The organism is Streptomyces sp. NPDC007205 (assembly GCF_040634095.1).
Classification (GTDB): domain Bacteria; phylum Actinomycetota; class Actinomycetes; order Streptomycetales; family Streptomycetaceae; genus Streptomyces.
This window is the reverse complement of record NZ_JBEYEW010000014.1, coordinates 40,574-63,893: the sequence shown is the minus strand read 5'-3', so window position 1 is coordinate 63,893 and position 23,320 is coordinate 40,574. Positions and strand designations below refer to the sequence as shown.

The 23,320-nt window shown below is 70.8% G+C and carries 20 protein-coding genes; 6 read left to right on the top strand and 14 right to left on the bottom strand.

Annotated elements, in window-relative coordinates; all coding sequences use genetic code 11:
• Window positions 1-12: 12 nt before the first annotated feature.
• The 7 genes from ABZ624_RS23230 to ABZ624_RS23200 form a co-directional block, all read right to left on the bottom strand.
• Window positions 13-1,524 (bottom strand): SDR family NAD(P)-dependent oxidoreductase, encoded by a 1,512-nt coding sequence (locus tag ABZ624_RS23230; RefSeq protein WP_360092016.1) that lies wholly within the window; start codon window positions 1,522-1,524, stop codon window positions 13-15.
• 646 nt (window positions 1,525-2,170) lie between these two features.
• Window positions 2,171-3,502 (bottom strand): wax ester/triacylglycerol synthase family O-acyltransferase, encoded by a 1,332-nt coding sequence (locus ABZ624_RS23225; RefSeq protein ID WP_360092013.1) that lies wholly within the window; start codon window positions 3,500-3,502, stop codon window positions 2,171-2,173.
• Between the two features lie 155 nt (window positions 3,503-3,657).
• Window positions 3,658-5,979, bottom strand: coding sequence for a GH92 family glycosyl hydrolase (locus tag ABZ624_RS23220; RefSeq protein ID WP_360092010.1), 2,322 nt, complete (start codon window positions 5,977-5,979; stop codon window positions 3,658-3,660).
• 129 nt (window positions 5,980-6,108) lie between these two features.
• The gene (locus ABZ624_RS23215) at window positions 6,109-6,393 is read right to left on the bottom strand and encodes a hypothetical protein (RefSeq protein WP_360092007.1); all 285 of its coding nucleotides are present in this window, start codon (window positions 6,391-6,393) and stop codon (window positions 6,109-6,111) included.
• A gap of 28 nt (window positions 6,394-6,421) precedes the next feature.
• Window positions 6,422-7,642, bottom strand: a complete 1,221-nt coding sequence (gene glgC, locus ABZ624_RS23210) for a glucose-1-phosphate adenylyltransferase (RefSeq protein ID WP_360092004.1) — start codon at window positions 7,640-7,642, stop codon at window positions 6,422-6,424.
• Window positions 7,643-7,692: 50 nt separating this feature from the next.
• A complete protein-coding gene (gene glgA, locus ABZ624_RS23205; RefSeq protein WP_360092001.1) occupies window positions 7,693-8,844 on the bottom strand; it encodes a glycogen synthase in 1,152 nt (383 codons plus the stop codon).
• Between the two features lie 41 nt (window positions 8,845-8,885).
• Window positions 8,886-9,662: a (2Fe-2S)-binding protein gene (locus ABZ624_RS23200; protein WP_360091998.1), complete on the bottom strand. Its 777-nt coding sequence runs from the start codon at window positions 9,660-9,662 to the stop codon at window positions 8,886-8,888.
• A 228-nt stretch (window positions 9,663-9,890) separates the two neighbouring features.
• Here ABZ624_RS23200 and ABZ624_RS23195 point away from each other — a divergent pair, with 228 nt between their 5' ends.
• The gene (locus tag ABZ624_RS23195) at window positions 9,891-11,078 is read left to right on the top strand and encodes a DMT family transporter (RefSeq protein ID WP_360091995.1); all 1,188 of its coding nucleotides are present in this window, start codon (window positions 9,891-9,893) and stop codon (window positions 11,076-11,078) included.
• Here the strand turns inward: ABZ624_RS23195 and ABZ624_RS23190 are convergent.
• A complete protein-coding gene (locus tag ABZ624_RS23190; protein ID WP_360091992.1) occupies window positions 11,068-12,225 on the bottom strand; it encodes a transglycosylase family protein in 1,158 nt (385 codons plus the stop codon). The genes ABZ624_RS23195 and ABZ624_RS23190 overlap by 11 nt on opposite strands.
• A 271-nt stretch (window positions 12,226-12,496) precedes the next feature.
• Here ABZ624_RS23190 and gndA point away from each other — a divergent pair, with 271 nt between their 5' ends.
• Window positions 12,497-13,936: an NADP-dependent phosphogluconate dehydrogenase gene (gene gndA, locus ABZ624_RS23185; protein WP_360091989.1), complete on the top strand. Its 1,440-nt coding sequence runs from the start codon at window positions 12,497-12,499 to the stop codon at window positions 13,934-13,936.
• 471 nt (window positions 13,937-14,407) lie between these two features.
• Here gndA and ABZ624_RS23180 read toward each other — a convergent pair whose 3' ends face one another.
• Window positions 14,408-14,752: a GNAT family N-acetyltransferase gene (locus ABZ624_RS23180; protein WP_360091986.1), complete on the bottom strand. Its 345-nt coding sequence runs from the start codon at window positions 14,750-14,752 to the stop codon at window positions 14,408-14,410.
• 40 nt (window positions 14,753-14,792) lie between these two features.
• A complete protein-coding gene (gene panD, locus ABZ624_RS23175) occupies window positions 14,793-15,212 on the bottom strand; it encodes an aspartate 1-decarboxylase (RefSeq protein WP_360091983.1) in 420 nt (139 codons plus the stop codon).
• A gap of 518 nt (window positions 15,213-15,730) precedes the next feature.
• Between panD and katG the strand changes: the two genes are divergently transcribed.
• Window positions 15,731-17,923 carry a catalase/peroxidase HPI gene (katG, locus tag ABZ624_RS23170; protein WP_360091980.1) on the top strand — a complete coding sequence of 731 codons (2,193 nt, stop codon included), beginning with the start codon at window positions 15,731-15,733 and terminating at the stop codon, window positions 17,921-17,923.
• A 104-nt stretch (window positions 17,924-18,027) separates the two neighbouring features.
• On the opposite strand, the gene ABZ624_RS23165 is transcribed toward katG, so the two are convergent.
• Window positions 18,028-18,786 carry a methyltransferase domain-containing protein gene (locus tag ABZ624_RS23165; protein WP_360091977.1) on the bottom strand — a complete coding sequence of 253 codons (759 nt, stop codon included), beginning with the start codon at window positions 18,784-18,786 and terminating at the stop codon, window positions 18,028-18,030.
• A 47-nt stretch (window positions 18,787-18,833) separates the two neighbouring features.
• Window positions 18,834-20,060, bottom strand: a complete 1,227-nt coding sequence (locus ABZ624_RS23160; RefSeq protein ID WP_360091974.1) for an MAB_1171c family putative transporter — start codon at window positions 20,058-20,060, stop codon at window positions 18,834-18,836.
• Between the two features lie 87 nt (window positions 20,061-20,147).
• Here ABZ624_RS23160 and ABZ624_RS23155 point away from each other — a divergent pair, with 87 nt between their 5' ends.
• A complete protein-coding gene (locus tag ABZ624_RS23155) occupies window positions 20,148-20,270 on the top strand; it encodes a hypothetical protein (RefSeq protein ID WP_360091971.1) in 123 nt (40 codons plus the stop codon).
• A gap of 169 nt (window positions 20,271-20,439) precedes the next feature.
• Here the strand turns inward: ABZ624_RS23155 and ABZ624_RS23150 are convergent, their stop codons facing one another.
• Entirely contained in the window at window positions 20,440-20,709 is a 270-nt protein-coding gene (locus ABZ624_RS23150) for a helix-turn-helix domain-containing protein (protein ID WP_360091968.1), read from the bottom strand.
• A gap of 816 nt (window positions 20,710-21,525) precedes the next feature.
• Between ABZ624_RS23150 and ABZ624_RS23145 the strand changes: the two genes are divergently transcribed.
• Together ABZ624_RS23145 and ABZ624_RS23140 are read left to right on the top strand one after the other, a co-directional pair.
• Window positions 21,526-22,062 carry a hypothetical protein gene (locus ABZ624_RS23145; protein WP_360091965.1) on the top strand — a complete coding sequence of 179 codons (537 nt, stop codon included), beginning with the start codon at window positions 21,526-21,528 and terminating at the stop codon, window positions 22,060-22,062.
• A 23-nt stretch (window positions 22,063-22,085) separates the two neighbouring features.
• The gene (locus ABZ624_RS23140; protein ID WP_360091962.1) at window positions 22,086-22,286 is read left to right on the top strand and encodes a hypothetical protein; all 201 of its coding nucleotides are present in this window, start codon (window positions 22,086-22,088) and stop codon (window positions 22,284-22,286) included.
• On the opposite strand, the gene ABZ624_RS23135 is transcribed toward ABZ624_RS23140, so the two are convergent.
• Window positions 22,256-23,302 (bottom strand): aliphatic sulfonate ABC transporter substrate-binding protein, encoded by a 1,047-nt coding sequence (locus ABZ624_RS23135; RefSeq protein ID WP_360091959.1) that lies wholly within the window; start codon window positions 23,300-23,302, stop codon window positions 22,256-22,258. The genes ABZ624_RS23140 and ABZ624_RS23135 overlap by 31 nt on opposite strands.
• Window positions 23,303-23,320: the final 18 nt, after the last annotated feature.

The window sequence follows — 23,320 nt, the reverse complement described above, 5'->3', positions numbered from 1 at the left end:
GACATCACCGGCTCACCACTTGCCGGGCGCGTAGTCCTTCAGGAAGACGCCGTACAGGTCCTCGCCCGCCTCGCCGCGGACGACCGGGTCGTAGACGCGGGCGGCGCCGTCGACCAGGTCGAGGGGGGCGTGGAAGCCGGCCTCGGCGAGGCGCAGCTTGTCGTAGTGCGGGCGCTCGTCGGTGATCCAGCCGGTGTCGACGGAGGTCATGAGGATGCCGTCGGTGTCGAACATCTCCTGGGCGCTGGTCCGCGTGACCATGTTCATGGCCGCCTTCGCGGCGTTGGTGTTCGGGTGCCCGGCGCCCTTGTAGCCACGGTGGAAGACACCCTCCATGGCGGAGACGTTGACGACGTACGCACGGCCGCTGGCGGCCTTCTTCGCGGCGTCCGCCATCGCCGGGCGCAGGGCGCTGATCAGGATGAACGGCGAGGTGTAGTTGCACAGCTGGGTCTCGAGCAGCTCGACCGGCGAGATCTGGTCGATGGTCTGCACCCAGGTGTTGGTGTCGACGACGTCGGGGACGAGGCCGCCGGCGTCGATGGCGGTGCCGTCGAGGTGCCGGGCGACGCTGGCGTTGCCCGCGACGAGGGCGAGGTCGGCGACCTTCTGTGCGTCCAGGCCGCTGGTGCCGACGGGCAGCGCGGCGATGCCGTCGACGGCGCCGGAGTTGAAGGCGCCGATGACATGGTGGGCGGGGAGTTCACCGGCGGGCAGCGGGGCGCTCTCGCCCTCCACCAGGGCCGCGTACGCGGAGGGCAGGCGGCGTACGGTCTGCGTGGCGTTGTTGATCAGGATGTCGAGCGGGCCCGCCTCGGCGACCAGCTCGGCGAGGGCCACGGTCTGGGCCGGGTCGCGCAGGTCGATGCCGACGACCTCCAGCCGGTGCAGCCAGTCCGCCGAGTCCTCCATCGCCTTGAAGCGGCGGATGGCGTCCTTGGGGAAGCGCGTGGTGACGGTGGTGTGCGCACCGTCACGCAGCAGCCGCAGCGCGATGTACATGCCGATCTTGGCACGGCCGCCGGTGAGCAGGGCGCGCTTGCCGGTGAGGTCGGCGCGGGCGTCCCGCTTGGCGCGGTTCTCGGCGGCGCACTTCTGGCAGAGCTGGTGGTAGAAGTAGTCGACCTCGACGTAGCGCTGCTTGCAGGTGTAGCAGGAGCGGGCGCGCTGGAGTATGCCCGCGATCTTTCCGGCCTCGACCTTGGAGGAGGGCAGGATGCCCTCGGTCTCGTCGTCGATGCGCTCGGCGGAGCCGGTGGCCGTGGCCTCGGTGACGGCGCGGTCGTGCGCGGTCTTGGCGGCGCGGCGCTCCTGGCGGCGGCGCTGCTTGACCGTGCGGTAGATGTGCGAGGTGGCCCGGCGGACCCTGACCGCGTCCGGGTGGTCGACGTCGAGCTGGTCGAGTTCCTCGAGCACGCTCAGGCAGACGGCCAGCCGCTCGGGGTCGATACCCGGCCCGTAGACCACCTCGTCCGTGGTCATGGAGGCCGTGCAGGCCATGGAGCCGTCCTCTGTCACCGTCATCGCGCTGCCGCTTCCCTGATCACCCGCGCAGCGCTCCGACTCGCGCCCGCTTTCGAACGGGGAATTTTACGGAGCGCACGGCCCGGCCGCCAAACCCGTTCCATCCGGGCCATGACCGACCGCGGCCCGCCCCCGGACCCGTGCGGTCCCGATCACGACCGGCCAGCGACGTTCGGAGGCGCGCTCGAGTGGGGGCGTGGCCGCTGTGACCGGCTCGCGGGCGTGCGCGGGCGGGGTGTCCGCCGTCGGGGCGCCATGGCCCCGAGCTGGTCGGCGCGTGCCCGTCCCTGGACGGCACGGGACGGGACGCGTCTGCCGCCGAGGCCCTCCGCAGCGGCGCCGATCGTCCGGGCGCCGCGCCTCCGGCCGTCCACGCACAGCCCCCGAGCCGCCCGCGGGCCATCAACCCACGCACCCGCAAGCCGTCCGCCCAGGGACCGGCCCGCCATGGAAGGACCCGCACGCGACCATGGCCCCCACGCGGAGCAGCAACGGACCCGCACGCGGCCCCACCCACGCACCCCCGCAAGCCGCCGGCGGCGCATGTGCCCGGCGGGAGCCACCCTGCCCGGCGGGAGCCACCCGCACCCGGCGACAGGAGTCGCACGGGTGGGCGGGTGGGAACACCGTCCGGCCGGAGGACGGATCAGGCCTCGCACACCGAAAGCAACGTCGACACCTCGGCCGACACCGCGTGAGCGAACCGGTCCAGGTCCGGCACCGCCCGAGCGTCGGCGACCAGCCCGTAGTGCACTCGCCCGCGGTACGTCGAGATGGCTACCGCCAGCGCCTGGCCCGGGGCGAGCGGGGCCAGCGGATAGACCTCGGTCAGCTCGTGCCCGCCGAGCCGCAGCCCCACTCCCGGCAGCGGCACGCTGGTGACGAGGATGTCGAACCACAGCCGGGCCGCCTGTCCGACGAGCGGTCCGCCGAGCCGGTGACCGAGGGCCGGGACATGGTCGGCGAGCAGCGCCACGGCGCCGGCGCCCCGGTCGGGCCCCGCGTCCTTGTTGCGGAGCATGGCGGTGCGCACGGTGTCGAGCCGGCCGAGCGGGTCGGACTCGTGCACGGGGAGCCGTATCAGATAGCCGGAGAGCCGGTTGCCCTGCGGGTGGGCGGTGCGCGGGCGGCGCCGGGAGACGGGGATGAGGGCGCGGGGCGCCACCCCCTTGCTGCCGTCGCCGCGCTCCTCCAGCCAGCGGCGCAGCGCCCCGGCGACCACGGCGATGAGCACGTCGTTCACGGTGCCGCCGGCGGCCTTGCGCACCCGGTGCACGTCGTCGATGTCGACGACGACTCCGGCGGTGCGGCGCGTACCGCTCGGGGCCGAGATCAGCGCGGAGACGGGCCGCATGCCCAGGGTCGAGCGGGCGAGCGAGGCCCCGATGTCCAGCGCCCGGCCGACGTCGGACAGCGCGCCCCTGACCAGCCCGGGGACGAGCTCCGGAAGCTTGCGGATGTCGGGCAGCAGACCGCGCGGCGGCTCGATGGCGCGGGGTGCCCGCTCGGGCATGTCCAGCGGGTCGAGGATGCCGGCGGCGAGTTTCAGGGCGCGCAGCCCGTCGGCGAGGGCGTGGTGGAACTTGAAGAGGACGGCGAAGGAGACACCGTCCTCGCCGGGCAGGACGTGTGCCTCCCACGGCGGCCGGCCACGCTCCAGCGGGCGCTCCATGAGCCGGCCGGCGACCGCGTGGAAGTCGGCGGTCGGCGCGTGCAGCCGTACGTGGTTCAGCGGGTCGAAGTCCGGGTCGGGTTCCCGGGTGGCGCCGCCGAAGGCGAGCGGCTGCCACACGTCGCGGATACGCAGGCGCAGCCCGGGTACGGCGGCGGCGCGGGCGGCGAGCAGGTCGGCGGCATGGGCGCCGGCGGTGGGCGAGTGGCAACCGAAGACGCCGAGCGCGCCGAGGTGCATCGGGTGCCGGTCGGACTCGATGTTCCAGAACGCCAGGTCGAGGGGAGCGAGCAGGTCGGAAGTCAAGGGCTTGCCTCACGCGTCGACGACGGGTGGATCTGCAGTCGTTCGCAGTCAATCCCTGTCAGCCGATTACGGTCAAGTACGATCAGGCTACGCTCAGTTAACGGCAGATTAAGTCCCGCCCCTGTACAGGGGGCGGGACCAAGGGATATGTGAGGTCACTTCAGGACGGGTTGCGCCGCCTCGGGTGACGTACCCCACTCAGACGGGCGCGGGCCGACCGTGAACGCGAGCGAGCGCAGGGAGCGCAGCGCACCCGTCGTCAGATACGTCCGCTCGTGCGGTGTTCCGTCGGTGCGGACGGTCTGGATGTAGCGGTCGGTGGCGGAGGTGCCCGGCGCGGCGATCGTCAGCCCGCCGCTCGGCCAGTACCGGCGGTCCAGGGTGAGGTCGACGCGGTCGAAGACCGGGGTCGACAGCCCCCAGGTGCTGTAGCCGGGCTGGACCGGGAACAGTCCGATGGACGACAGCACGTTCCAGGCGGACATCGTGCCCAGGTCGTCGTTGCCGGTCATGCCGGTGGGCCCGTCGGTGAAGAGGGTCAGGGCGGCGTGCACCACGTCGGTGGTCTTCCACGGCTGTCCGGTGGCGAGGTAGGTGTAGGGCGCGATGAGGTCCGGCTCGTTCATCGGGTTGTACTTGTCGGCGTTGTAGTACGCGTACGCGTCGCCGTGCACCCACACCTCGCGGGCGGTCTTCGCGGGGTCGGCGAGCAGCCGGTCGTAGGCGAAGAAGGAGTCCAGGCGCTCGTTGGCGGCGCGCTCGCCGCCGATGAGCCGCACCATGCCGGGCACGTCCTGGGGCACGAGCCACTGGTACTGCCAGGCGGTGCCCTCGTGGAAGCCGGTGCCGAGCGCGGGGTCGGCCGAGCCGGTGAAGGCGCCGGAGGCGTCGCGGGCGCGGAAGAAGCCGGTCGACGGGTCGAAGATGGTCCGGTAGTTCTGGGCGCGGGCCGCGTACCGGTCGGCGTCCGCCTCATGGCCGAGTCCGCGGGCCATCTGGGCCAGCATCGCGTCGGCGAGCGCGTACTCCAGGGTGACGGAGGCGCCGTGGTGGTAGTCGGAGTCGCCCAGCTTGGCCAGCGGACGGTCCTTGATGAACGGGGCGAAGCCGTGCGCGAGGTACTCGGTGTTGGCCTCCCGGCCGATGCCCGGGTAGTCGGCGGGCGGGACACCGTCGGCGTTCTTCTTCAGCGCCCGGTAGGCCCGCTCCTCGAAGCCCTTGAGCAGCCCGGTCTGGTACGCCGTGGTCAGGAACGGGGTGACCGGGTCGCCGCTCATGACGTTCGTCTCGACCGGGCCGTAGCCCCACTTGGGCAGCCAGCCGCCGTCCTCTGCGATCGCGACGACCGAGCGGGCCATGTCCCGTGCCTCGTGCGGCGCGAGCAGCGCGAGGAGCTGGGCCTGAGTGCGATAGGTGTCCCACAGCGACCAGTTCTGGTAGTACGTGAACCCGTCGGCGCGGTGGGTACGGCGGTCCCAGCCGAGGTACCGTCCGTCGGCGTCGCTGCCGATGTTCGGCGCGAGGAAGGACCGGTACAGGGAGGAGTAGAAGGTGCGGCGCAGTGCGCTCGTGCCGCCCCGCACCTGGACGGCTTCGAGCCGCTTCTCCCACTCCTCGCGCGCCCGCTCGCGTACCGCGTCGAAGGACCTGTCGCCCGCGGCGCGCAGGTTGCCGGCCGCGCCGCCCGCGTCGACGTACGACAGGGCGGTGGTCGCCTCGACGGTACGGTTCCCGGTGGTGTCGAAGCGGACGTAGGCGCCGCCGTGCCCGCTGCGGGAGCCCGGGGTGACGGTCTTTCCGTCCCAGGTGCCGTAGGCGGTGAAGGGCCGGCTGAAGCGGGTGATCGTATACACCGTGTAGGGGTTGGTGTCCCGGCAGAAGCCGCGGCCGGTGATCTCGGTGCGCACGGTGCGGTCGTCGAGGATCTCGACGGTGCTGGAGACCGCCTTGTGCAGCGACTGGGCGGCGTTCAGCAGGATGTTGGCCTTGCCGGTGGCGGGGAAGGTGTAGCGCTGCACGCCGGTGCGCTCGGTCGCGGTCAGCTCGGCACGGATGCCGGAGGACAGGCCGACACGGTAGTAGCCGGGGCTCGCCGTCTCGTCCCGGTGCGAGAAGCCGGCCGCGTACTGGCTGTAGTCCGTCTGTGTGACGTCGCCGGTGGTGGGCAGCACGGGCAGGTCGCCGCCGATACGGCAGCCGACGCCCGAGAGATGGACCAGGGAGAAGCCGCGAATCCGGTTCTGTGTGTAGTCGTAGCCGGTGCTGTGCCCGGTGTCCGGGGAGAGCTGCACCATGCCGAAGGGCACGGCCGCACCGGGGAAGGTGTTGCCCTCGTCCTGGCTCCCGATGAACGGGTTGACCAGATCGGTGAGGTGGCCGTCGGTCCGCTCGGCAGCCCGTGCGGCGGGGGTGGCGATCAGCGCGGACGCTGCCATCACCCCGGCCAGGCACAGCCGCGTGCGCCGGGTCCCTCTCATGTCGGATGACCTCCGGAAGTTCGAGTCGTTGCCTGCATCCTGAGGGGCGAACGAGCCGAACCCGGGCATTCCATGAGGGTTACCCCCAACGCGTCGCACAAGGTCATGTGTGCGAACGAACCATGACAGCTAAGCCGTGGGCGGGCCCCAGGGGTGAGGTGCGGGCTCGGCGTCGTCGACCTCGATCAGCTCGTCGGCCACCGCGTCCAGTTCCCGCCGGTCGTACTCGGCGAGGAAGGGCAGGAAGGCTCCGCAGTCGCGGCAGGCACGCGCGCGCAGGGCCTCGAACTCCGGCCGGGGCTTGAAGAACCCCGGACGGCGGAACCTCAGCCGCAGTCGCACGCGCGCCTGACCCGCCGCGACGAGCTCACCGACCGGGCTCAGCCGCTCGGAACCGCATATCCCACATCGCATGCGCGGGACCCTATCCCCAGGCTCTGTCCTAGGGCACCCGCTGCCCCTTCCCCAGGGCGATCACTCCGCCCTGGGAGACGGTGTACAGCTCCGCGTCCCGTTCCGGGTTGACGCCGATGGTCGCGCCGGGCGGGACCTCGACGTTCTTGTCCAGGACCGCGCCGCGGACCACCGCGCCCCGGCCGATGCGCACGTTGTCGTGCAGCACCGAGCCCTGGACCACCGCGCCCGGGTCGACCTGTACGCCCGGGGACAGGACGGACCGGGTGACCTGACCGCGGATCAGGCAACCCGCGCTGACGATGGACTCGCTCGCGATGCCGCCCGAGTTGAAGCGGGCCGGGGAGAGCTGGCCCGAGTGGGTGTAGACGGGCCACTGGCGGTTGTAGAGGTTGAACGCGGGGCGCTCGGCGATGAGGTCCATGTGCGCCTCGTAGTAGGCGTCGAGGGTGCCCACGTCCCGCCAGTAGCCCTGGTCGCCGGTGGTCTCGCCGGGCACGTGGTTCTCGCTGAAGTCGTACAGCTGCGCCTCGCCGCGGGCGGTGAGCTGGGGGAGGATCGAACCGCCCATGTCGTGCACCGACTGCCCGTCCTCGGCGTCCCGTTGCAGCGCCTCGACGAGGGCCTTGGTGGTGAAGAGGTAGTTGCCCATCGAGGCGAACACGCACTCAGGGTCGTCGGGCAGCCCGGGAGGGTCGGCGGGCTTCTCCAGGAAGCGTTCGACGGCGCAGCCGTCCGGACCCGGGGTGATCACGCCGAAGGACGAGGACTCCGCGCGCGGCACCCGGATCCCGGCTACCGTCACGCCCGCGCCGCCCTCGATGTGCCGGCGGAGCATCTGCCGCGGGTCCATGCGGTAGACGTGGTCCGCGCCGAACACGGCCACGTACTCCGGCTGTTCGTCGTGGATCAGGTTCAGCGACTGCAGGATCGCGTCGGCGCTGCCCAGGTACCAGCGCGGGCCGAGGCGCTGCTGGGCCGGAACCGGGGTGACGTAGTTGCCGAGCAGGCTGGACATCCGCCAGGTGGTGGTGATGTGCCGGTCCAGCGAGTGCGACTTGTACTGGGTCAGCACGCAGATGCGCAGGATGTCGGCGTTGACGAGGTTGGACAGGACGAAGTCGACGAGACGGTAGGTGCCGCCGAAGGTGACGGCTGGTTTGGCACGGTCGGCGGTCAGCGGCATCAGACGCTTCCCCTCGCCGCCCGCCAGTACGATCCCGAGCACGGAAGGCCCTCCACGACGCATGGCCGCTCCCCTCACCCTGGTTGAACCATGGCTGCCCCGAGCGGACGGGACTAAGCCTGCTTGAGGACCTCCTCGTACAGCGCGGCCGTGCGCCGGGCCACGGCGTCCCAGCCGAACTCCCCGACCGCGCGCGCCCGTCCGGCCTCACCCATCCGCCGGGCGGCCGCCGGATCACCGAGGACGGTGTCCAGGGCACCCGCGAGACGCGTCTCGAACTCCTCGTCCGCGTCGACCAGCACACCGGTACGGCCGTCGTCCACGACCTCCGGGATGCCGCCGACCCGGGAGGCCACGACCGGGGTGCCGCAGGCCATCGCCTCCAGGTTGACGATGCCGAGGGGTTCGTACACCGAAGGGCACACGAACACGGCCGCGCGGGTGAGGAGTTGGATCACCTCAGGGCGCGGCAGCATCCGCGGGATCCAGAACACGCCCGTGCGGGCCCGGCTCAGTTCCTCGAACAGCTCCCGGAACTCCCGGTCGATCTCCGGGGTGTCGGGCGCGCCGGCGCAGAGCACGACCTGCGCGCCCGGTTCGATGTCCCGTACCGCGCGCAGCAGATGGGGCACGCCCTTCTGGCGGGTGATCCGGCCGACGAACAGGACGTACGGGCGGCCGGGGTCGATGCCGTGCCGGGTGAGGGCGTCGCTGCCGTGGTCGGGGCGGTACAGGCGGGTGTCGATGCCGTTGTGCACCACGTGCACGGCGGCCGGGTCGAGCGCGGGGTAGCAGGCGAGGATGTCCTCGCGCATGGCTCCGGACACGGCGATCACCGCGTCGGCGGCCTCGATCGCGGTGCGCTCGGCCCAGCCCGACAGCGCGTATCCGCCGCCCAGTTGCTCCGCCTTCCAGGGGCGCAGCGGCTCCAGCGAGTGCGCGGTGAGCACGTGCGGGACGCCGTACAGCAGCTTGGCGAAGTGGCCGGCGAGGTTCGCGTACCAGGTGTGGGAGTGGACGAGTTCGCGGCCCTGGAGGGCGGCGGCGACGGACAGGTCCACGGAGAAGGTGCGCAGCGCGTCATTGGCCCCGTCGAGCGCGGACCAGGGCCGGTGGCGTACGACGCCCACCCCGCGGCCCTCGCCCCAGCAGTGCACCTCCAGGTCGACCAGGGAGGTCAGCTCCCGGGCCAGGAACTCCACATGGACCCCGGCGCCGCCGTACACGTCCGGGGGGTACTCCCGGGTCAGCAGTCCCACTCGCACCCGTCAACCCCCTGGTCTCGGCGGCAGGTTCCCTTTCATGGTCACCCAGACGCGGCCCCTGGGGAAGAGCTCGGAGGCCGGGTGAAGCAGCAGTCGCCGCAGACCCCGCCGCCGGGCACCCGGTAGTACAGGCAGCAGCTGCGGCGGCGGAAGGCCGTGCCGTTGCGGGTGCCGGTGGTGCGCAGGAGGGGGTGGGCGAAGATTTCGTCCGTCAGGACGCGGGCCCGGCCGGCCACGTCGGTACGGCCGTGCGCACGGGCCCAGCGGTCCAGTTCCCGGGCCGCCCCGGCGAGCGCGGAGCCGGCGTTGCCCCACAGCAGTCCGGGTGCGCTGCCGTACCGGGCCCGCAGGGTCTCCCCCAGCGGCTCCAGGTGTCCGTGCAGCACGGTGGCGGCCAGGGTCGCGGCGTCACCGGGCCGCGGGCGCGCCTCGGTCAGGTACAGGTCGTCGGGGGTGGCGGCCAGGGGGTCCCAGCGCAGCAGGCACGGGTCGAGGTCGGGCGACTGCCCGTACAGGACGGCGCTGCCGAGGGCCACCGACCACAGCCGGGCGGCCAGCCCCTGCTGGGCGAGGGAGGCGGCGACGCGCGGCTCGGGCGTGCCCAGCCGGTCCGCCACCGTGGCCACGCGCTCCGTCAGGGCGTCGCGGTGCACATCCCGGGTCACCCGTGCGTAGGTCTCCGCGAGGGTCGGCAGCCGCCCGGGATCCGGGCCGCCGGCGGCGCCGGCCGGGCCCGGGGCCGTACGCAGGACGGCCGTACGCAGGACGAAGAATCCGCCGAGCGGGCGGAGGGCGGCGAGAGCGGGGTCGAGGTCCACGACACCCACTGGTACCAGGCGCGTTTCCCGGGCCACAGCCCCGGGTGTCCACCGTGCGCACCCGACCCGAGGATGATCATACGGCCGGTGTACTCCATCGGCAGTAGGACGCATGGCGTGCTCAGGTACGACGACGGGAAGAGCAAGGGCGGGCAGAGTGTTGGCCATGCAATCCGACCGTCCGCCGCGCCGGGCTCAGGGCGCCCGCCGCACGCAGAGGAGACGCCGATGAGCGCCCTCGCGTTGTCCGTGCTGCTGTCGTTCGTGTCCGCCCTCGCCTACGCGGCCGGCGCGATCGTGCAGGAGCAGGTGGCGGTGTCCTCGTCGGCCCGCGCGTATCTGCCGCTGCGCCGGCCGGGCTGGTGGGGGGCGCTGGTGCTCAACGGCCTCGGCGGCGTGCTGCACGTGGTGGCGCTGGCCTGCGGTCCGCTCAGCCTCGTCCAGCCGCTGGGCGCGCTGACCATCGTCTTCGCGCTGCCCATGGCGGCGCTGTTCGTCGGCCGCAGGGCCGGGGCGGCCGCCTGGCGCGGCGCGGTCATGGCCACGGTGGGCCTCGCCGGTCTGCTCTCCCTGGTCGGTTCCTCCGACGCCCACTCCCTCGACGCGGTGCAGCGGGTGGCGGTCGCGCTGGTCACCGGCGGCGCGGTCGTGGCGCTGCTGTGCGCGGGTCTGGCCGCGCACCGGCATCCGGCGGTGCGCAGCGTGCTGCTCGCCACCGCCTCCGGCGTCGCGTTCGGCATGTCGTCGGTGTTCACCAAGACCGTCGCCGTCGACTGGACCCACGGCGTCCGCCTGTCCGCGCTGTCCTCCCTGGCGGTGATCGGTCTGTTCGCCGTCGCCGGCGTCCTGCTGTCCCAGGCCTCCTACCGGGGCGGCGGTCTCGCCGCCCCGCTGGCCACGCTGACCGTGGTCAACCCGGTGCTGGCGGCCGCCGTCGGCATCCTGATGTTCGGCGAGACGTTCCGCTACGGCGGCACGGGCACCGGGCTCGCCGTGAGCTGCGGGGTGGTGGCGGCGGGCGGTCTGATCATGCTGACCACCGAGCGGATCGAGCGCAGCGGGGCGCCCGCCCTTGCGGATGCCCTGACCGATTCCCTTTCCGATTCCCTGGCCGATTCCCTTGCGGAGGCCGCCGCGCCGGGCGCCGTGGCGGACGCCCGCCCGGGCGTGCCGCCGCAGCGGGTGGCGGCAGCACCGGCCGAGCCGGAGCGGGCCGGGCCTGCGGAGGCCGACGGGGTGCTCGACGAGCCGCTGCTGCCGGACCTGCTCGTACCGCAACCGGGCGGCGGGGAGAGTACCGGCGGCTCGGCGACGCCGGCCGAGCCCGCGTTCCCCGTGTCGTCCACCGCGCTGCCCGCGCACGTCCCTGTGCCGCTGCCCGTCCCGGACCCGCCCCGTAGCTGCGTCAGATCCTGACGCCGCCGGCCCGCAGATAGGCGAGCGGGTCGATGTCCGTGCCGAAGCCGGGTCCGGTCCGCACCTCGAAGTGCAGGTGCGGACCGGTCACGTTTCCGGTGGCTCCCGAACGGCCGATCCGCTGCCCCGCTCCGACCGCCTGCCCGATCCGCACCGAGATCGCCGACAGATGGCCGTACTGGGTGTAGCGGCCGTCGGCGTGCCGGATCACCACCTGGTAGCCGTACGAGCCGCCCCAGCCCGCGGCCACCACATGCCCGGCCTCCGCGGCCTCCACCGCGGTGCCGGTCGGCACGAGGAAGTCGACGCCGGTGTGGTAGCCCTTCGACCAGTGCGCGCCGGCCACCCGGTAGCCGGTGCCGATGGGTGCGTCGACGGGGGCGACGAGGGTGCGGCTGGTGGACCCGGTGCGGTGCGGGGCAGTCCTGTGCCCCGCGGGCGCTTTCTTCTTAGGGGAGTTGGTCTCTTTCGCCGGGGACGTGGTGGAGCCGGCGGCGGTGCCGCGCAGGCTGAGCCGCTGGCCCGGCAGTATCAGGTCGGGATCGGCACCGATCGTCGCGCGGTTGCCGGCGTAGAGCCCGCGCCAGCCGCCGCGGACGTGGTGCTCGTCGGCGATGCCGGAGAGGGTGTCGCCGTGCACCACCGTGTACATCTCGGCGCGGCCGGCCCGCGACTGCGGGGTGGTCTGCGGACGTACGTCCGGTGCCGAAGCCTTCTTCCCTGCTTGCACGGGCCGGGTCGCGGCGCTGTCCGTGTGCGGGCCGGCGTCGCCCCGGCTCAGCCCGGCCCGCACCGAGCACACCGGCCAGGCGCCCGGCCCCTGTCCGCCGAGGACCCGCTCGGCCACGGCGATCTGCTGGTCCCGGGTCGCGAGGTCGGCGCGCGGGGCATAGCGGGCGCCGCCGTACGCCTCCCAGGTGGACCGGGTGAACTGCAGCCCGCCGTAGTAGCCGTTGCCCGTGTTGATGCTCCAGTCGCCGCTGGACTCGCAGGCGGCGACCTTGTTCCAGGTGGAGGCGTCGGCCGCGTCGGCCGTGCCGGCGGCGACCAGCGGGATCGCGAGGCCGGCGCCGCCCGCCGTGACGGTGAGTGAGGCGCGGTTGATCCTGCTCGGCTGGTACCGGCGATGCCGGCCGCGTACGGCCATGTCCGAATTCCCCTCGGCATGCGTCAGGAGCGGCAAAAGTAAGCGCCGCGAACAGGCCATGACAAGACGGAAATCCGGCCTCCCGCGCCGTCCAAGTGGCCGGGAACGGCCCGTCCTTGGCGGGTTGCCCCGAGGAATGAGGCCGACGGCGGCCTCGGCGCGTACCCAAGCGTGGCGGGGCGGATGTGCGCTCGCCGGAGCGGCACGTCAGGATGGGCGAGGACCCGTACTGACGGAGCCGTAGTCACGAGGCAACCAGGGAGCAGGCGGTATGAGCACTTCAGCGCAGATCGGTGTCACGGGCCTCGCGGTCATGGGCCGCAACCTCGCCCGGAACTTCGCCCGCAACGGCTACACGGTCGCGGTGCACAACCGTACGGTCTCGCGGACCAAGGCGCTGGTGGAGGAGTTCGGGCACGAGGGCGGCTTCGTCGCGGCCGAGACCGCCGAGGACTTCGTGGCGGCCCTGGAGCGCCCGCGCCGCCTGGTGATCATGGTGAAGGCGGGCGAGCCGACGGACGCGGTGATCCAGGAGTTCGCGCCGCTCCTTGAACCCGGTGACATGATCATCGACGGCGGCAACGCGCACTTCGCGGACACCCGGCGCCGGGAGCGGGAGCTGCGCGAGCGGGGCATCCACTTCGTCGGCACCGGCATCTCCGGCGGCGAGGAGGGCGCGCTGCACGGGCCGAGCATCATGCCGGGCGGTTCGAAGGAGTCGTACGAGTCGCTTGGCCCGATGCTGGAGAAGATCTCGGCGAAGGCTTCGGACGGCGCGCCCTGTGTCACGCACTGCGGCCCCGACGGCGCCGGGCACTTCGTGAAGATGGTCCACAACGGCATCGAGTACGCCGACATGCAGCTGATCGGCGAGGCCTACCAGCTGCTGCGCGACGTCGCCGGGTACACGCCGGCGCAGATCGCGGACATCTTCCGCACCTGGAACACCGGCCGGCTGGACTCCTACCTGATCGAGATCACCGCCGAGGTGCTGTCCCATGTGGACGCGGCGACCGGCAGGCCGTTCGTGGACGTCGTCGTCGACCAGGCCGAGCAGAAGGGCACCGGCCGCTGGACGGTGCAGATCGCACTGGACCTGGGCGTACCGGTGTCCGGCATCGCCGAGGCGGTCTTCGCGCGCTCGCTGTCCGGGCACGCCGCGCTGCGGGCCGCTTCGCGGGACCTGGCGGGGCCGAAGCCGGCCGCGCTCGGTGAGTCGGAGGCGGCGGCGTTCGCCGACCGGGTCGAGCAGGCGCTGTATGCGTCGAAGATCGTGTCGTACACGCAGGGCTTCCACGAGATCGCCGCGGGCAGCGAGGAGTACGGCTGGGACATCGACCTCGGTGCGGTGTCCTCGATCTGGCGGGGCGGCTGCATCATCCGGGCCGCGTTCCTGGACCGGATCCGCGCCGCGTACGACGCCCGCGCCGATCTGCCGAGCCTGCTGTCCGACGCGACGTTCGCGCGCGAGATCGCGGACGCGCAGGACGACTGGCGGGAGGTGCTGATCGCCGCGACGCGGCAGGGGGTGCCGACACCGGGGTTCGCGGCGGCGCTGGCGTACTACGACGCGTTGCGGGCGCCTCGCCTGCCGGCGGCTCTGACGCAGGGGCAGCGGGACTTCTTCGGGGCGCACACATATCGGCGGGTGGACCGGGAGGGTGCGTTCCACACGTTGTGGGGTGGGGACCGGTCCGAGGTTTCCGCGTAGTTCCTTGTGCGCCCGACGGGGTGGGGACTGTCCGTCGCGCGGCTGCGGGTGCGCCGTGGCTGATCGCGCCCGCGCGGCGGAGCCGCATGTCGATACAGCCCCGCGCCCCTGAAAGACCGGCGCTCCGCGCCCGGTTTCTCACGTCAGTGGCGGACCGGGTTCGGGGTTCGGTACCGGCTCCGGGCCCGGTGGGATCGGAGACGGGGAAGGATCCGGCGGGGCCGGGGGTGGGGTCGGACTGGGGCCCGGCGGGGGCGGGGTGGGCTGGGGGACCGGCTCGGGCGGTGGGACGGGGCTCGGGTAGGGGTCCGGCGGGGTGGGACCAGGACCCGGGGCCGGCCCCGGCGGGACCGGGTCGGGGTGCGGGTTCGTCATGGTGTCCTCCGGGCAGTCGCTGGACGTCGCCTCTGGACTACTCCCCCGCCTACCCGACGGGCCCTCGGTCACTCACCCGACAGGGCGAGCCGCCGTTCAGAACCGGTCGGGGTGGGCCCGGAGCCAGTCCTTGGCGGCCGCCGTCAGCTCGGGATCGGCCGGCGGGGCGACCTCCGGGTGCCGCTGGGCCCACCTGACGACGTACGGGCACAGCGGCGCCACCGGGACGCCCTCGCGCTCGGCGAGGGCGTACAGCTCGCGGGCGAGGGAACCGGCGATGCCCCTGCCCTCGTGCGCGGGCTCGACGATCGTGTGGACCGGGACCAGGGCGCGGGCGGGCGCCTCCAGCACGAAGTACTCGATGCGGCCGGCGACGTCGCCCTCGCCGACGGCCTCCAGGCGGCCCGCCGCCCGGTCGTCGCGGGTCTCGATTTCGCTCATGGGCTCGGCGCTCCTGGTCCGGTACGGCGCGGTCCCCCGGTCAGGCCCGGACGGCCTGCGGGCTGCGCTGCTGGTCCGAGCCGGGCACCGGCTCGGAGGGGTCGGCACCGAGGGACACGATCCGGTTGCCGCCGTCGACGTGCACGATCCGCGGCTTCAGCTCCCGTGCCTCGGCGTCGGTGACCTGAGCGTAGCTGATGATGATCACCAGGTCTCCGGGATGCACGAGATGGGCGGCCGCCCCGTTGATCCCGATCACCCCGGACCCCCGCTCGCCCTCGATGACGTACGTCTCCAGCCGGGCGCCGTTGGTGATGTCGACGATGTGCACCAGCTCACCGGGCAGCAGGTCGGCGGCGTCGAGCAGGTCGGCGTCGATGGTCACCGATCCCACGTAGTGCAGGTCGGCCTGGGTGACGGTGGCGCGGTGGATCTTGGACTTGAACATCGTACGAAACACGAAAGAACTCCTGATTCGTCTGCTCCCTGCCTGCTTTTGCAGGTCAAGGGCGGTCTCCGGAGACTACAACGGTTCGCATGTCCGGTCAGCCGTCCCCAGGTGTTTCAGGGCTCACACTGACCCGTTGCTGACTTTTCCGCTGACAGCCCCCGACCTACCGTTCCGGCTGGCGCTGACTCGCGTCGGGGCGGGCCCTGGTCCAGAACGCGACGTAGGTTCGCGTGCTCCAACTCAATGGCCGCCGCCGGCCAGGCCCCTCCGGTGAGTCCGGGGTCTGCCGTATTCGATCCGGCTTGCGCCGGAAGTCGGCGAGGGAGCGGAAAGGCCGCCCCTTCTCTCGCGTCTGTCATCCGGGGCGCTCTGCGTGTTTCATAGAGGTGTGGTCTGCGGTGCGCGACCATACGGACGCGGCACAACACATTTTCTGGTCGATGGGCGCCATGGCGCGGTCAGCAAAGCCAACGACGTCAAGAGCGGCAGTCGGCAGAAGAAGCACCGAGACAGGAAGAAGGACGGGCATGTCCGGCAGTGAAAGCGAGAATCCAGCAATCCCTTCACCGACGCCCACGCCAACTCCGCGGCCGAGGACGAACCGGGACTGGTGGCCGAATCAGCTGGATCTTCAGGTTCTTCACCAGCACTCGTCCCGATCCAACCCGATGGACGAGGACTTCGACTACGCGAAAGAGTTCGCGACCCTCGACGTCGACGCGCTGAAGCGTGACGTCTTCGAGGTGATGACGACATCCCAGGACTGGTGGCCGGCCGACTACGGTCACTACGGGCCGCTTTTCATCCGAATGAGCTGGCATGCGGCGGGAACGTACCGTATCGCGGACGGCCGCGGCGGTGGCGGCAGCGGCGCACAGCGCTTCGCCCCCCTCAACAGCTGGCCGGACAACGCGAGCCTGGACAAGGCGCGCCGTCTGCTGTGGCCGGTCAAACAGAAGTACGGCCGGAAAGTCTCCTGGGCCGATCTTCTGGTCTTCGCCGGAAACTGTGCCATGGAATCCATGGGGTTCAAGACGTTCGGGTTCGGTTTCGGGCGGGAGGACATCTGGGAACCCGAGGAGATCTTCTGGGGACCCGAGGACACATGGCTCGGAGATGAGCGCTACAGCGGAGACAGGGAACTCACCGGTCCTTTCGCCGCCGTACAGATGGGACTGATCTACGTCAATCCGGAGGGGCCCAACGGAAACCCGGATCCGATGGCTGCCGCCCGGGACGTTCGGGAGACGTTCGGGCGCATGGCGATGAACGACGAGGAGACGGTCGCACTCATCGTCGGCGGCCACACCTTCGGCAAGTGTCATGGCGCGGTGGACCCCAGTTATATCGGCCCGGAACCCGAGGCCGCCTCCATCGAGCAGCAGGGCCTCGGCTGGCGGAACACCTACGGCAGCGGCACGGGTCCCCACGCGCTCACCAGTGGTCTGGAGGGCGCATGGACCACCGAGCCGACCACGTGGGACAACGGGTACCTGGACAATCTCTACGGGTATGAGTGGGAGCTGACGAGCAGCCCCGCCGGCGCCCACCAGTGGACTCCCAAGGACCCCGCGGCCAGGAACACCGTGCCCGACGCCCATGATCCGTCGAAGCGGCACGCGCCCATGATGCTGACGACCGACCTCGCGCTGAAGGTGGACCCGGTCTACGGGCCGATCACGAAGAGGTTTCACGAGAACCCGGACGAACTCGCGGTGGCGTTCGCCAAGGCGTGGTACAAACTGCTGCACCGCGACATGGGACCCCTCTCGCGTTACCTCGGCCCGTGGATTCCCGAGCCGCAGCTGTGGCAGGACCCCGTTCCCGCCGTCGATCACGAACTGGTCGGGGACGAGGACATCGCTGCCCTCAAGAGCAGGATCCTCACCTCGGGCCTTTCCGTCTCCCAGCTGGTCACCACCGCCTGGGCGTCGGCGGCGAGCTTCCGTGGCACCGACAAGCGCGGCGGGGCGAACGGAGCACGAATCCGGCTCGCGCCGCAGAAGGACTGGGAGCTCAACGACCTCCCCGAGGTGACCGAGGTACTGCGCACGCTCGAGCGGATCCAGCAGGACTTCAACCTCTCCCAGACCGGCGGAACGCGGGTCTCCCTCGCCGACCTGATCGTCCTCGGCGGGTGCGCGGCCGTCGAGCAGGCCGCGAGGAACGCCGGGTACGACGTCACGGTTCCGTTCGCACCGGGGCGTACCGACGCCTCGCAGGAGCAGACCGACGCGGCGTCGTTCGCCGTGCTGGAGCCCAAGGCGGATGCCTTCCGCAACTACCTTCCGGAGGGCGAGAAGCTGTCGCCGGAGACCCTCATGCTGGACCGCGCCAACCTGCTGACGCTGACCGCTCCCGAGATGACGGTGCTGATCGGGGGCATGCGGGCCCTGAACACCGGCTTCAAGGGATCCTCCCACGGTGTTTTCACCCACCGGCCGGGAACCTTGACCAACGACTTCTTCGTCAACCTGCTCGACATGGGCACGGAGTGGAAGGCGTCGGCTACGGACGAGAACGTGTTCGAAGGCCGGGATCGCGCCACCGGCGAGGTCAAGTGGACCGCCACCGCCGTCGACCTGATCTTCGGTGCGCACTCCCAGCTCCGAGCCGTCTCGGAGGTCTACGCGTCCCAGGATGCGAGAGAGAAGTTCGTACGCGACTTCGTGGCAGCGTGGAACAAGGTGATGAATCTCGACCGGTTCGACCTCGCCTGAGCCCGACGTCCCGGTAGGCCCTCATCGGCCGACCGGGACGTGGCGAAGTGTGACACTCTGCGGCGCTGAACCAGATGCCTGCGTGAGCGGGCCGGGCTCAGGTGTCATATGTCCGATGGGCTGCGACCCCACGCCGAGATGGTCATTTGGGGGATGTCGATGAACGCCGGGTCTTTCAGTAGCTCGGCGAATTCGGTGAGATCTGCGTCGGTGACGAGGCCGCTCGCCAGGAGAGCGGGGGCGGCCCGGTCGATGAGAGGGCGCCAGCGGTCTTTTTCGAGTCCGCCCATGTGGCCGAGGTTTCCGGCGAAGGCGACCTCGGTGAGTGTGTTGCGGGCGAGGAGGGCGGGCAGTCGGCGGGCCCAGGTCATGTCGGCGCCGTTTTGTCGGTAGCTGTGCTGGTAGGCGGTGAGGATGCGTTGGATCAGCGGGAAGGGGGATGTGTCGGCGGGCAGATCGTAGGGCTCTTCGATGATGAGCCAGCCACCGGGGGAGAGCCAGCCGGCGGCGCGGGCGACCATCTCGTCCCGATCGGAGAGGTGGCAGAAGACATAGCGGGCGTGGATGAGGTCGAAGGTGCCGGGCGTATAGTCCTGGCGCGTGATGTCGGCTTCCTGGATTTCCAGGTTGGTGGCCCGGCCGCCATCGAGGTGGCGGGTGTCGAGGTCGACGGCGACCACGTGGCCGTCCGGGCAGTGGTCGGCGAGCCAGTAGGCGATGGAGCCGGCGCCTGCGCCGAGTTCCAGGCAGTTCCAGGTTGATCGGATGGGCAGGCCCTGGAGGATGTTGGTGGTGAATGTGTCGACACTGTGTTGGATGGACTCCAGGCGGTCACGCTCGCGCGGCTCATCATTGCCGAGCATGCCGGTGTTGTAGGGGGTGGTGACGGCGGGGGGCTGTGTCACGGGTATCACCTGTTCGTGCGAGTGGGTGGGGTGACCGGCACATGCTGACCGGTGCGGTCGGGCGTCGAGGGTTCGGCAGTGGCGGGCAGCGCGAAGGAACGTACGACGGGAAGTGTCCGGGCCCGGAGTACGGCGAACAGGAAGTCGGTCTCGCTGCGGAGGCCGTCGTCACGGGGGCCTGCGCTGGCGAGCGGGTTCGGCCGGGGTGTCCCTGCGGCAGCCCTGGCTTCGAGGGCAGCGTGCAGCCAGCACGCGGTGAACGCCGGTTCGACCTGTTCTTCCCGGAGACCATGGGCGGTGATGTGACGGCGAGCGTGTTCCGTCGTCTCGGGTGTCACATAGTCCTGCAGCACGAGCAGGGCGTCGCGGATCTCGATGACCTGGCGGTAAAGCCGGAGGTGGATCGTGTGCGGGCTGCCGAGTAGTGAACGGACGCGGGTACGCGGTCTGTCGAGAGCGACCTGTGGGACGGCTTCGACGAGGTCGCGCCACAGGGGATACAACTGCCACATGACCTTCGCGTCACGGACCGTGCGTTGGGCGGTGAGGACCAGCGGCAGACCGACGCCGGCGGTCATCAGCCAGGACGTGAGGCTGATGTTGCCGGGGAACAGCGCGCCCAGCCAGGCGGGTCGGGTGAGGAGGAAGGCCAGGACGACACACCAGAACAGGCTGGATGAGGTGAAGCCGGCGCCGAGCAGGACAAGGCCGGTGCGCAGGGGCCGGTCGTCGCGGGCCTGGCGGCCGTAGCGCACGCAGAGCACGGCGCAGGGGATCGTACCGACGAGGTGGGCTGCGACCAGCAGCCACCAGAAGGGGCTGTACCAGGGAACGGCCTCGGAATTGACGCATCCGGCATGCGGGTCGACGGTGTAGTTGAGGGTGACCAGGGCGGCTATCGTCACGGTCATGGGGCCGTAGATGAGCCAGGGACGGCGCCGCGCCATGGCCGCGAGGACGAAGTCGAGGATGAGGGCCGAGCTGAGGACACCCCACGCGTTCATGAACAGGCCGCAGCTCTGGGCGAAGGTGAACGTGTGGTTCAGGACCGCGGAGACGGGGTCGAGATAGACGGTGATCGACCCGGCAAGGCCTGTCACAGCGATGAGCAGCATCTTCTGCTGGTGAGAGCGGCGGGCTGTGGGCAGCCGGAGGAAGATCACCACCCACAGCGCCAGCGCGCCCAGAAGTTCTGCGCGGGACCCCAGCTGGTAGAGGGAACTTAAGTTCATGTGCTCCTACTTGCACATTCCGAGGGCGGCTTCGAGGGCGCCGCGTACACCTGCCGACGGTGCGGGAGCACGCATCCCTGTGGTGGAGTGGATCAGACTGGCCACGAGTTCGGCTTCCTGTTCTGCTCGGTGGTGCAGTTGGTGCGGGCCGGCAGTCGGCTGACCATGTCGGGGCTGATGCTCGGCGGCAGGGTCGCGAGCGCACCGTAGGTGTCCTGGTCACTGCCCGGCGCCTCAACGTGGGGGGCTGGGCCCGGACGTCTGCCGTTGCTCACTGTGGGTCGGGATCACCGCTGCTCAGCGGCGCGCCTCGCAGTGAGTCGCGCGCTTGGGCCGCAGCATCGAGTACGCGGGGCAAGGCGTCGAGTTCTGCTTCCCCTCAACTCCATTGGGCGCAGCGCTGGATGCCGAGGCTGTGTGCGACCTTCACGAGGGTTCCGATGGTGAGGTTGGCACCGTCGTCGGACTCGACCGACGTCAGGGTCCGCTTGGAGACGCCGGCGAGATCGGCGAGTTTTGCGAGGCTGAACGGCCCTTCGGGGTGGTGCCGACGAATGCGGCGAAGCCGCCGGGCGATGTCGGCCTTTGTCTCATGGACGAGGCCGTCCAGGGGTCGTGGCGGGGACATGCCGGTTGCCTCCTGATCCATCGCCCACCTCCGTTGGTGCACCATAGTGGCCCGATGGAGCAACATGCTGCAACTAGGGATCGAGGCGGTCTGTGGTCCTCGATACGCAGGCCAGTCAACCCAGTTGAGGGCCCATGGTGACTCCTGGTCGGCAAGCAGGCGCGCCCACGGCCGATGACCTGGACTCAGGCGCTCGTGCCTCGGCACCGCCGTGGGGCCCCCGTGCGTCGCGCCTGTGCAGCGGGCAGCCACACCTTCCATGTGCTGGACGCTCGGCCCTGGCCGAGAGGGGACTGCCGCGCTCCGCCGGCTGCGCCGCGCCCACCGGCGACGCCGGCGCCGTTCTGTCGCTCGCGGACCGGTTCGACCTGGTGACGGGCATGTGCGTGATCGGCCCCGTGCCGACCGGAAAGCTGAGTGCGTCCACGGCGAGGCCCTTGACATACGGCTGGTCTCCGACTGGCAGCATCGCGACCCGATCGAGGACTCCCGCGACAAGGCGGATGCCGAGAATGTCCGGGTGGTGCCGGTGCCGCCCGGGATCGGGGCTTCGTCCTGCCCGCATTGGTCACCGACCGGCCTGTTGGGCGTTTGGCCCGGCAGAGCATGCAGTGGTCGTCGGCGCGGCAGAGAAGGTCGTCGAATTCGGTGCAGGTGAGGGCGTAGCGGGTGTGCCGGCAGCTCGTGTGGTTGCGTGTGTCACCGGGTGCCGCTGTCCGCCGCTCCGAGGCCGCGCTGCGGGCCTTGGGTGTGTGATCATCGAACAAGCCGTCACAAGTTCATCACATCAGCCCCGCAGGCTTTCATAAGCTGCCCCAGGCAACCTATATCTCTGCCGTGAACAAAACCCTCAGCACTGCAGCCACGGCCCTTCTGCTCGCCACCCTCGCCGCCTGCAGCAGCAACAACGGCAGCAGTTCCTTGAACCAACGGGCCTCCGACGGGAAGGCCGGCACCTCCGCGACGCCTGCCGCCGGCAAGCCACTCGACGCTAGCGCCGCGTTCATGCAGATCTCGGGCAAGGTGGCCTCGGCGAAGCTGTCCGGCACCGTCACGGCGGCCAACGATCCGAACCATCTCCTCGGCCGGCCCGGGCAGTACACCTCGAAGGTCACCTTCACGGACAGCCGCATCAAGGCGAGCGACGTCGAAGGCACCCAGCCGGGGGACGTCGAACGCGGTGGCGCGGTCGAGGTGTTCGGCAGCCCCTCGGATGCTCAGGTCCGGGCGAAGTACATCCAGGCCGTCACGAAGTCGCTCCCGGCGCTTACCGAGTACGACTATGTCAACGGCACTGCGCTGGTCCGGGTCTCGCACGACCTCACACCGACGCAGGCTGCCGCGTACAAGACGGCAGCCGACGGACTCGGCTGACCGGAGGGTCGCATACTGGCGGCATGACCGACGTGCCGCTCGGCGTGACCGAGATCAGCCTTCTGAGTCGCGACCGTCTGCTGACCGAGTTCGCGGCGAGCCTCGGCAACGGACGGCGTCCGCGTCTTCCGCTGATGGGCGGGGCGGCAAGGACGGTCACCATGGTGAGGAGTCCGTTTTCCTGGGGGCTGGCTCAGCCGTACGTCAGCTTCGAGCTGTCGTAGCCGGCCGGGAGGAGGTTGTCGGTGATCGACGGGACATCGACCTTCTTGGTGATCTGGCCTGCCTGCAGGAAGGCATCGGCGAGCTTCTGCTCCGCCGCGATGTCCGACTTCTGGATCGGCGTCACCCGGTTCTCGAATGTTTTCAGGGACGCTTTGGCGTCGGCCAACGGGATGCCCTCCTCCTCGGAGACGGCCTGTGCGTACGTGTCCTCGTGCTTGATCGCATAGGCGAACTCGCGTGCCAGCCGCTGCAGAACGTCCGTCAGGGCCGCCCGCCTAGTGGCGTCATTGAGCGACTTCGCACTCGCGACGTAGTAACTGCCCGTCTGGTCGATCGGCGGGAGGCCCTTGGCCAGGATCCGTGCCCCGTTCTTGACCGCGATCGCCGACTGCGGGTTCCAGATCGACCAGGCGTCCACCTTGCCGGTGTTGAACGCCGTGGCGCCGGCCGCCGGGTCGAGGAAGACCAGGTGCACGTCCTTGGGGCTGAGGCCGACGCTCTTCAGCGCGTTGAGGGCCAGACCGTGCGCCGAACTGCCCTGCGGCACAGCGACCTTCTTGCCCCTGAGGTCGGCGAGCGTCTTCAGCTTCGACCCCTTCGGCACGATGATGTTCTCGTTGGACTGGCTGGGCGTGAGCGAGCGGTTGACGGCCACCACCTTGAAGCCGTACTCCTTCGCGGCACCCGTGATCGGCGGTACGTCGCCGACGCTGCCCAGATCGATGTCGCCCGACGCGGCGGCCTGCACCAGCGGCGGGCCGTAGGTGAACCGGGCGAACTTCACCTTGTACGGTGCGTCGTCGAACGCGCCGGTGATCTTCGCCAGGGCCTGACTGCCGTCACCACCGTTGTCTCCGATGGTGAAGGTGTACTTGCTCCACTTGGGGTGCGCGGACGCGCTGCCGCTCGACTTGCCCAGCGGCGCCGCCTGCGACGACGAGCCGCACGCGGCAAGGGTGCCGGTGAGGGCGAGCAGGCCGACGGCGCCGACGAGGCGAGTGGTTCTCGTGTACATGGTTTCTCTCCGCTTTGT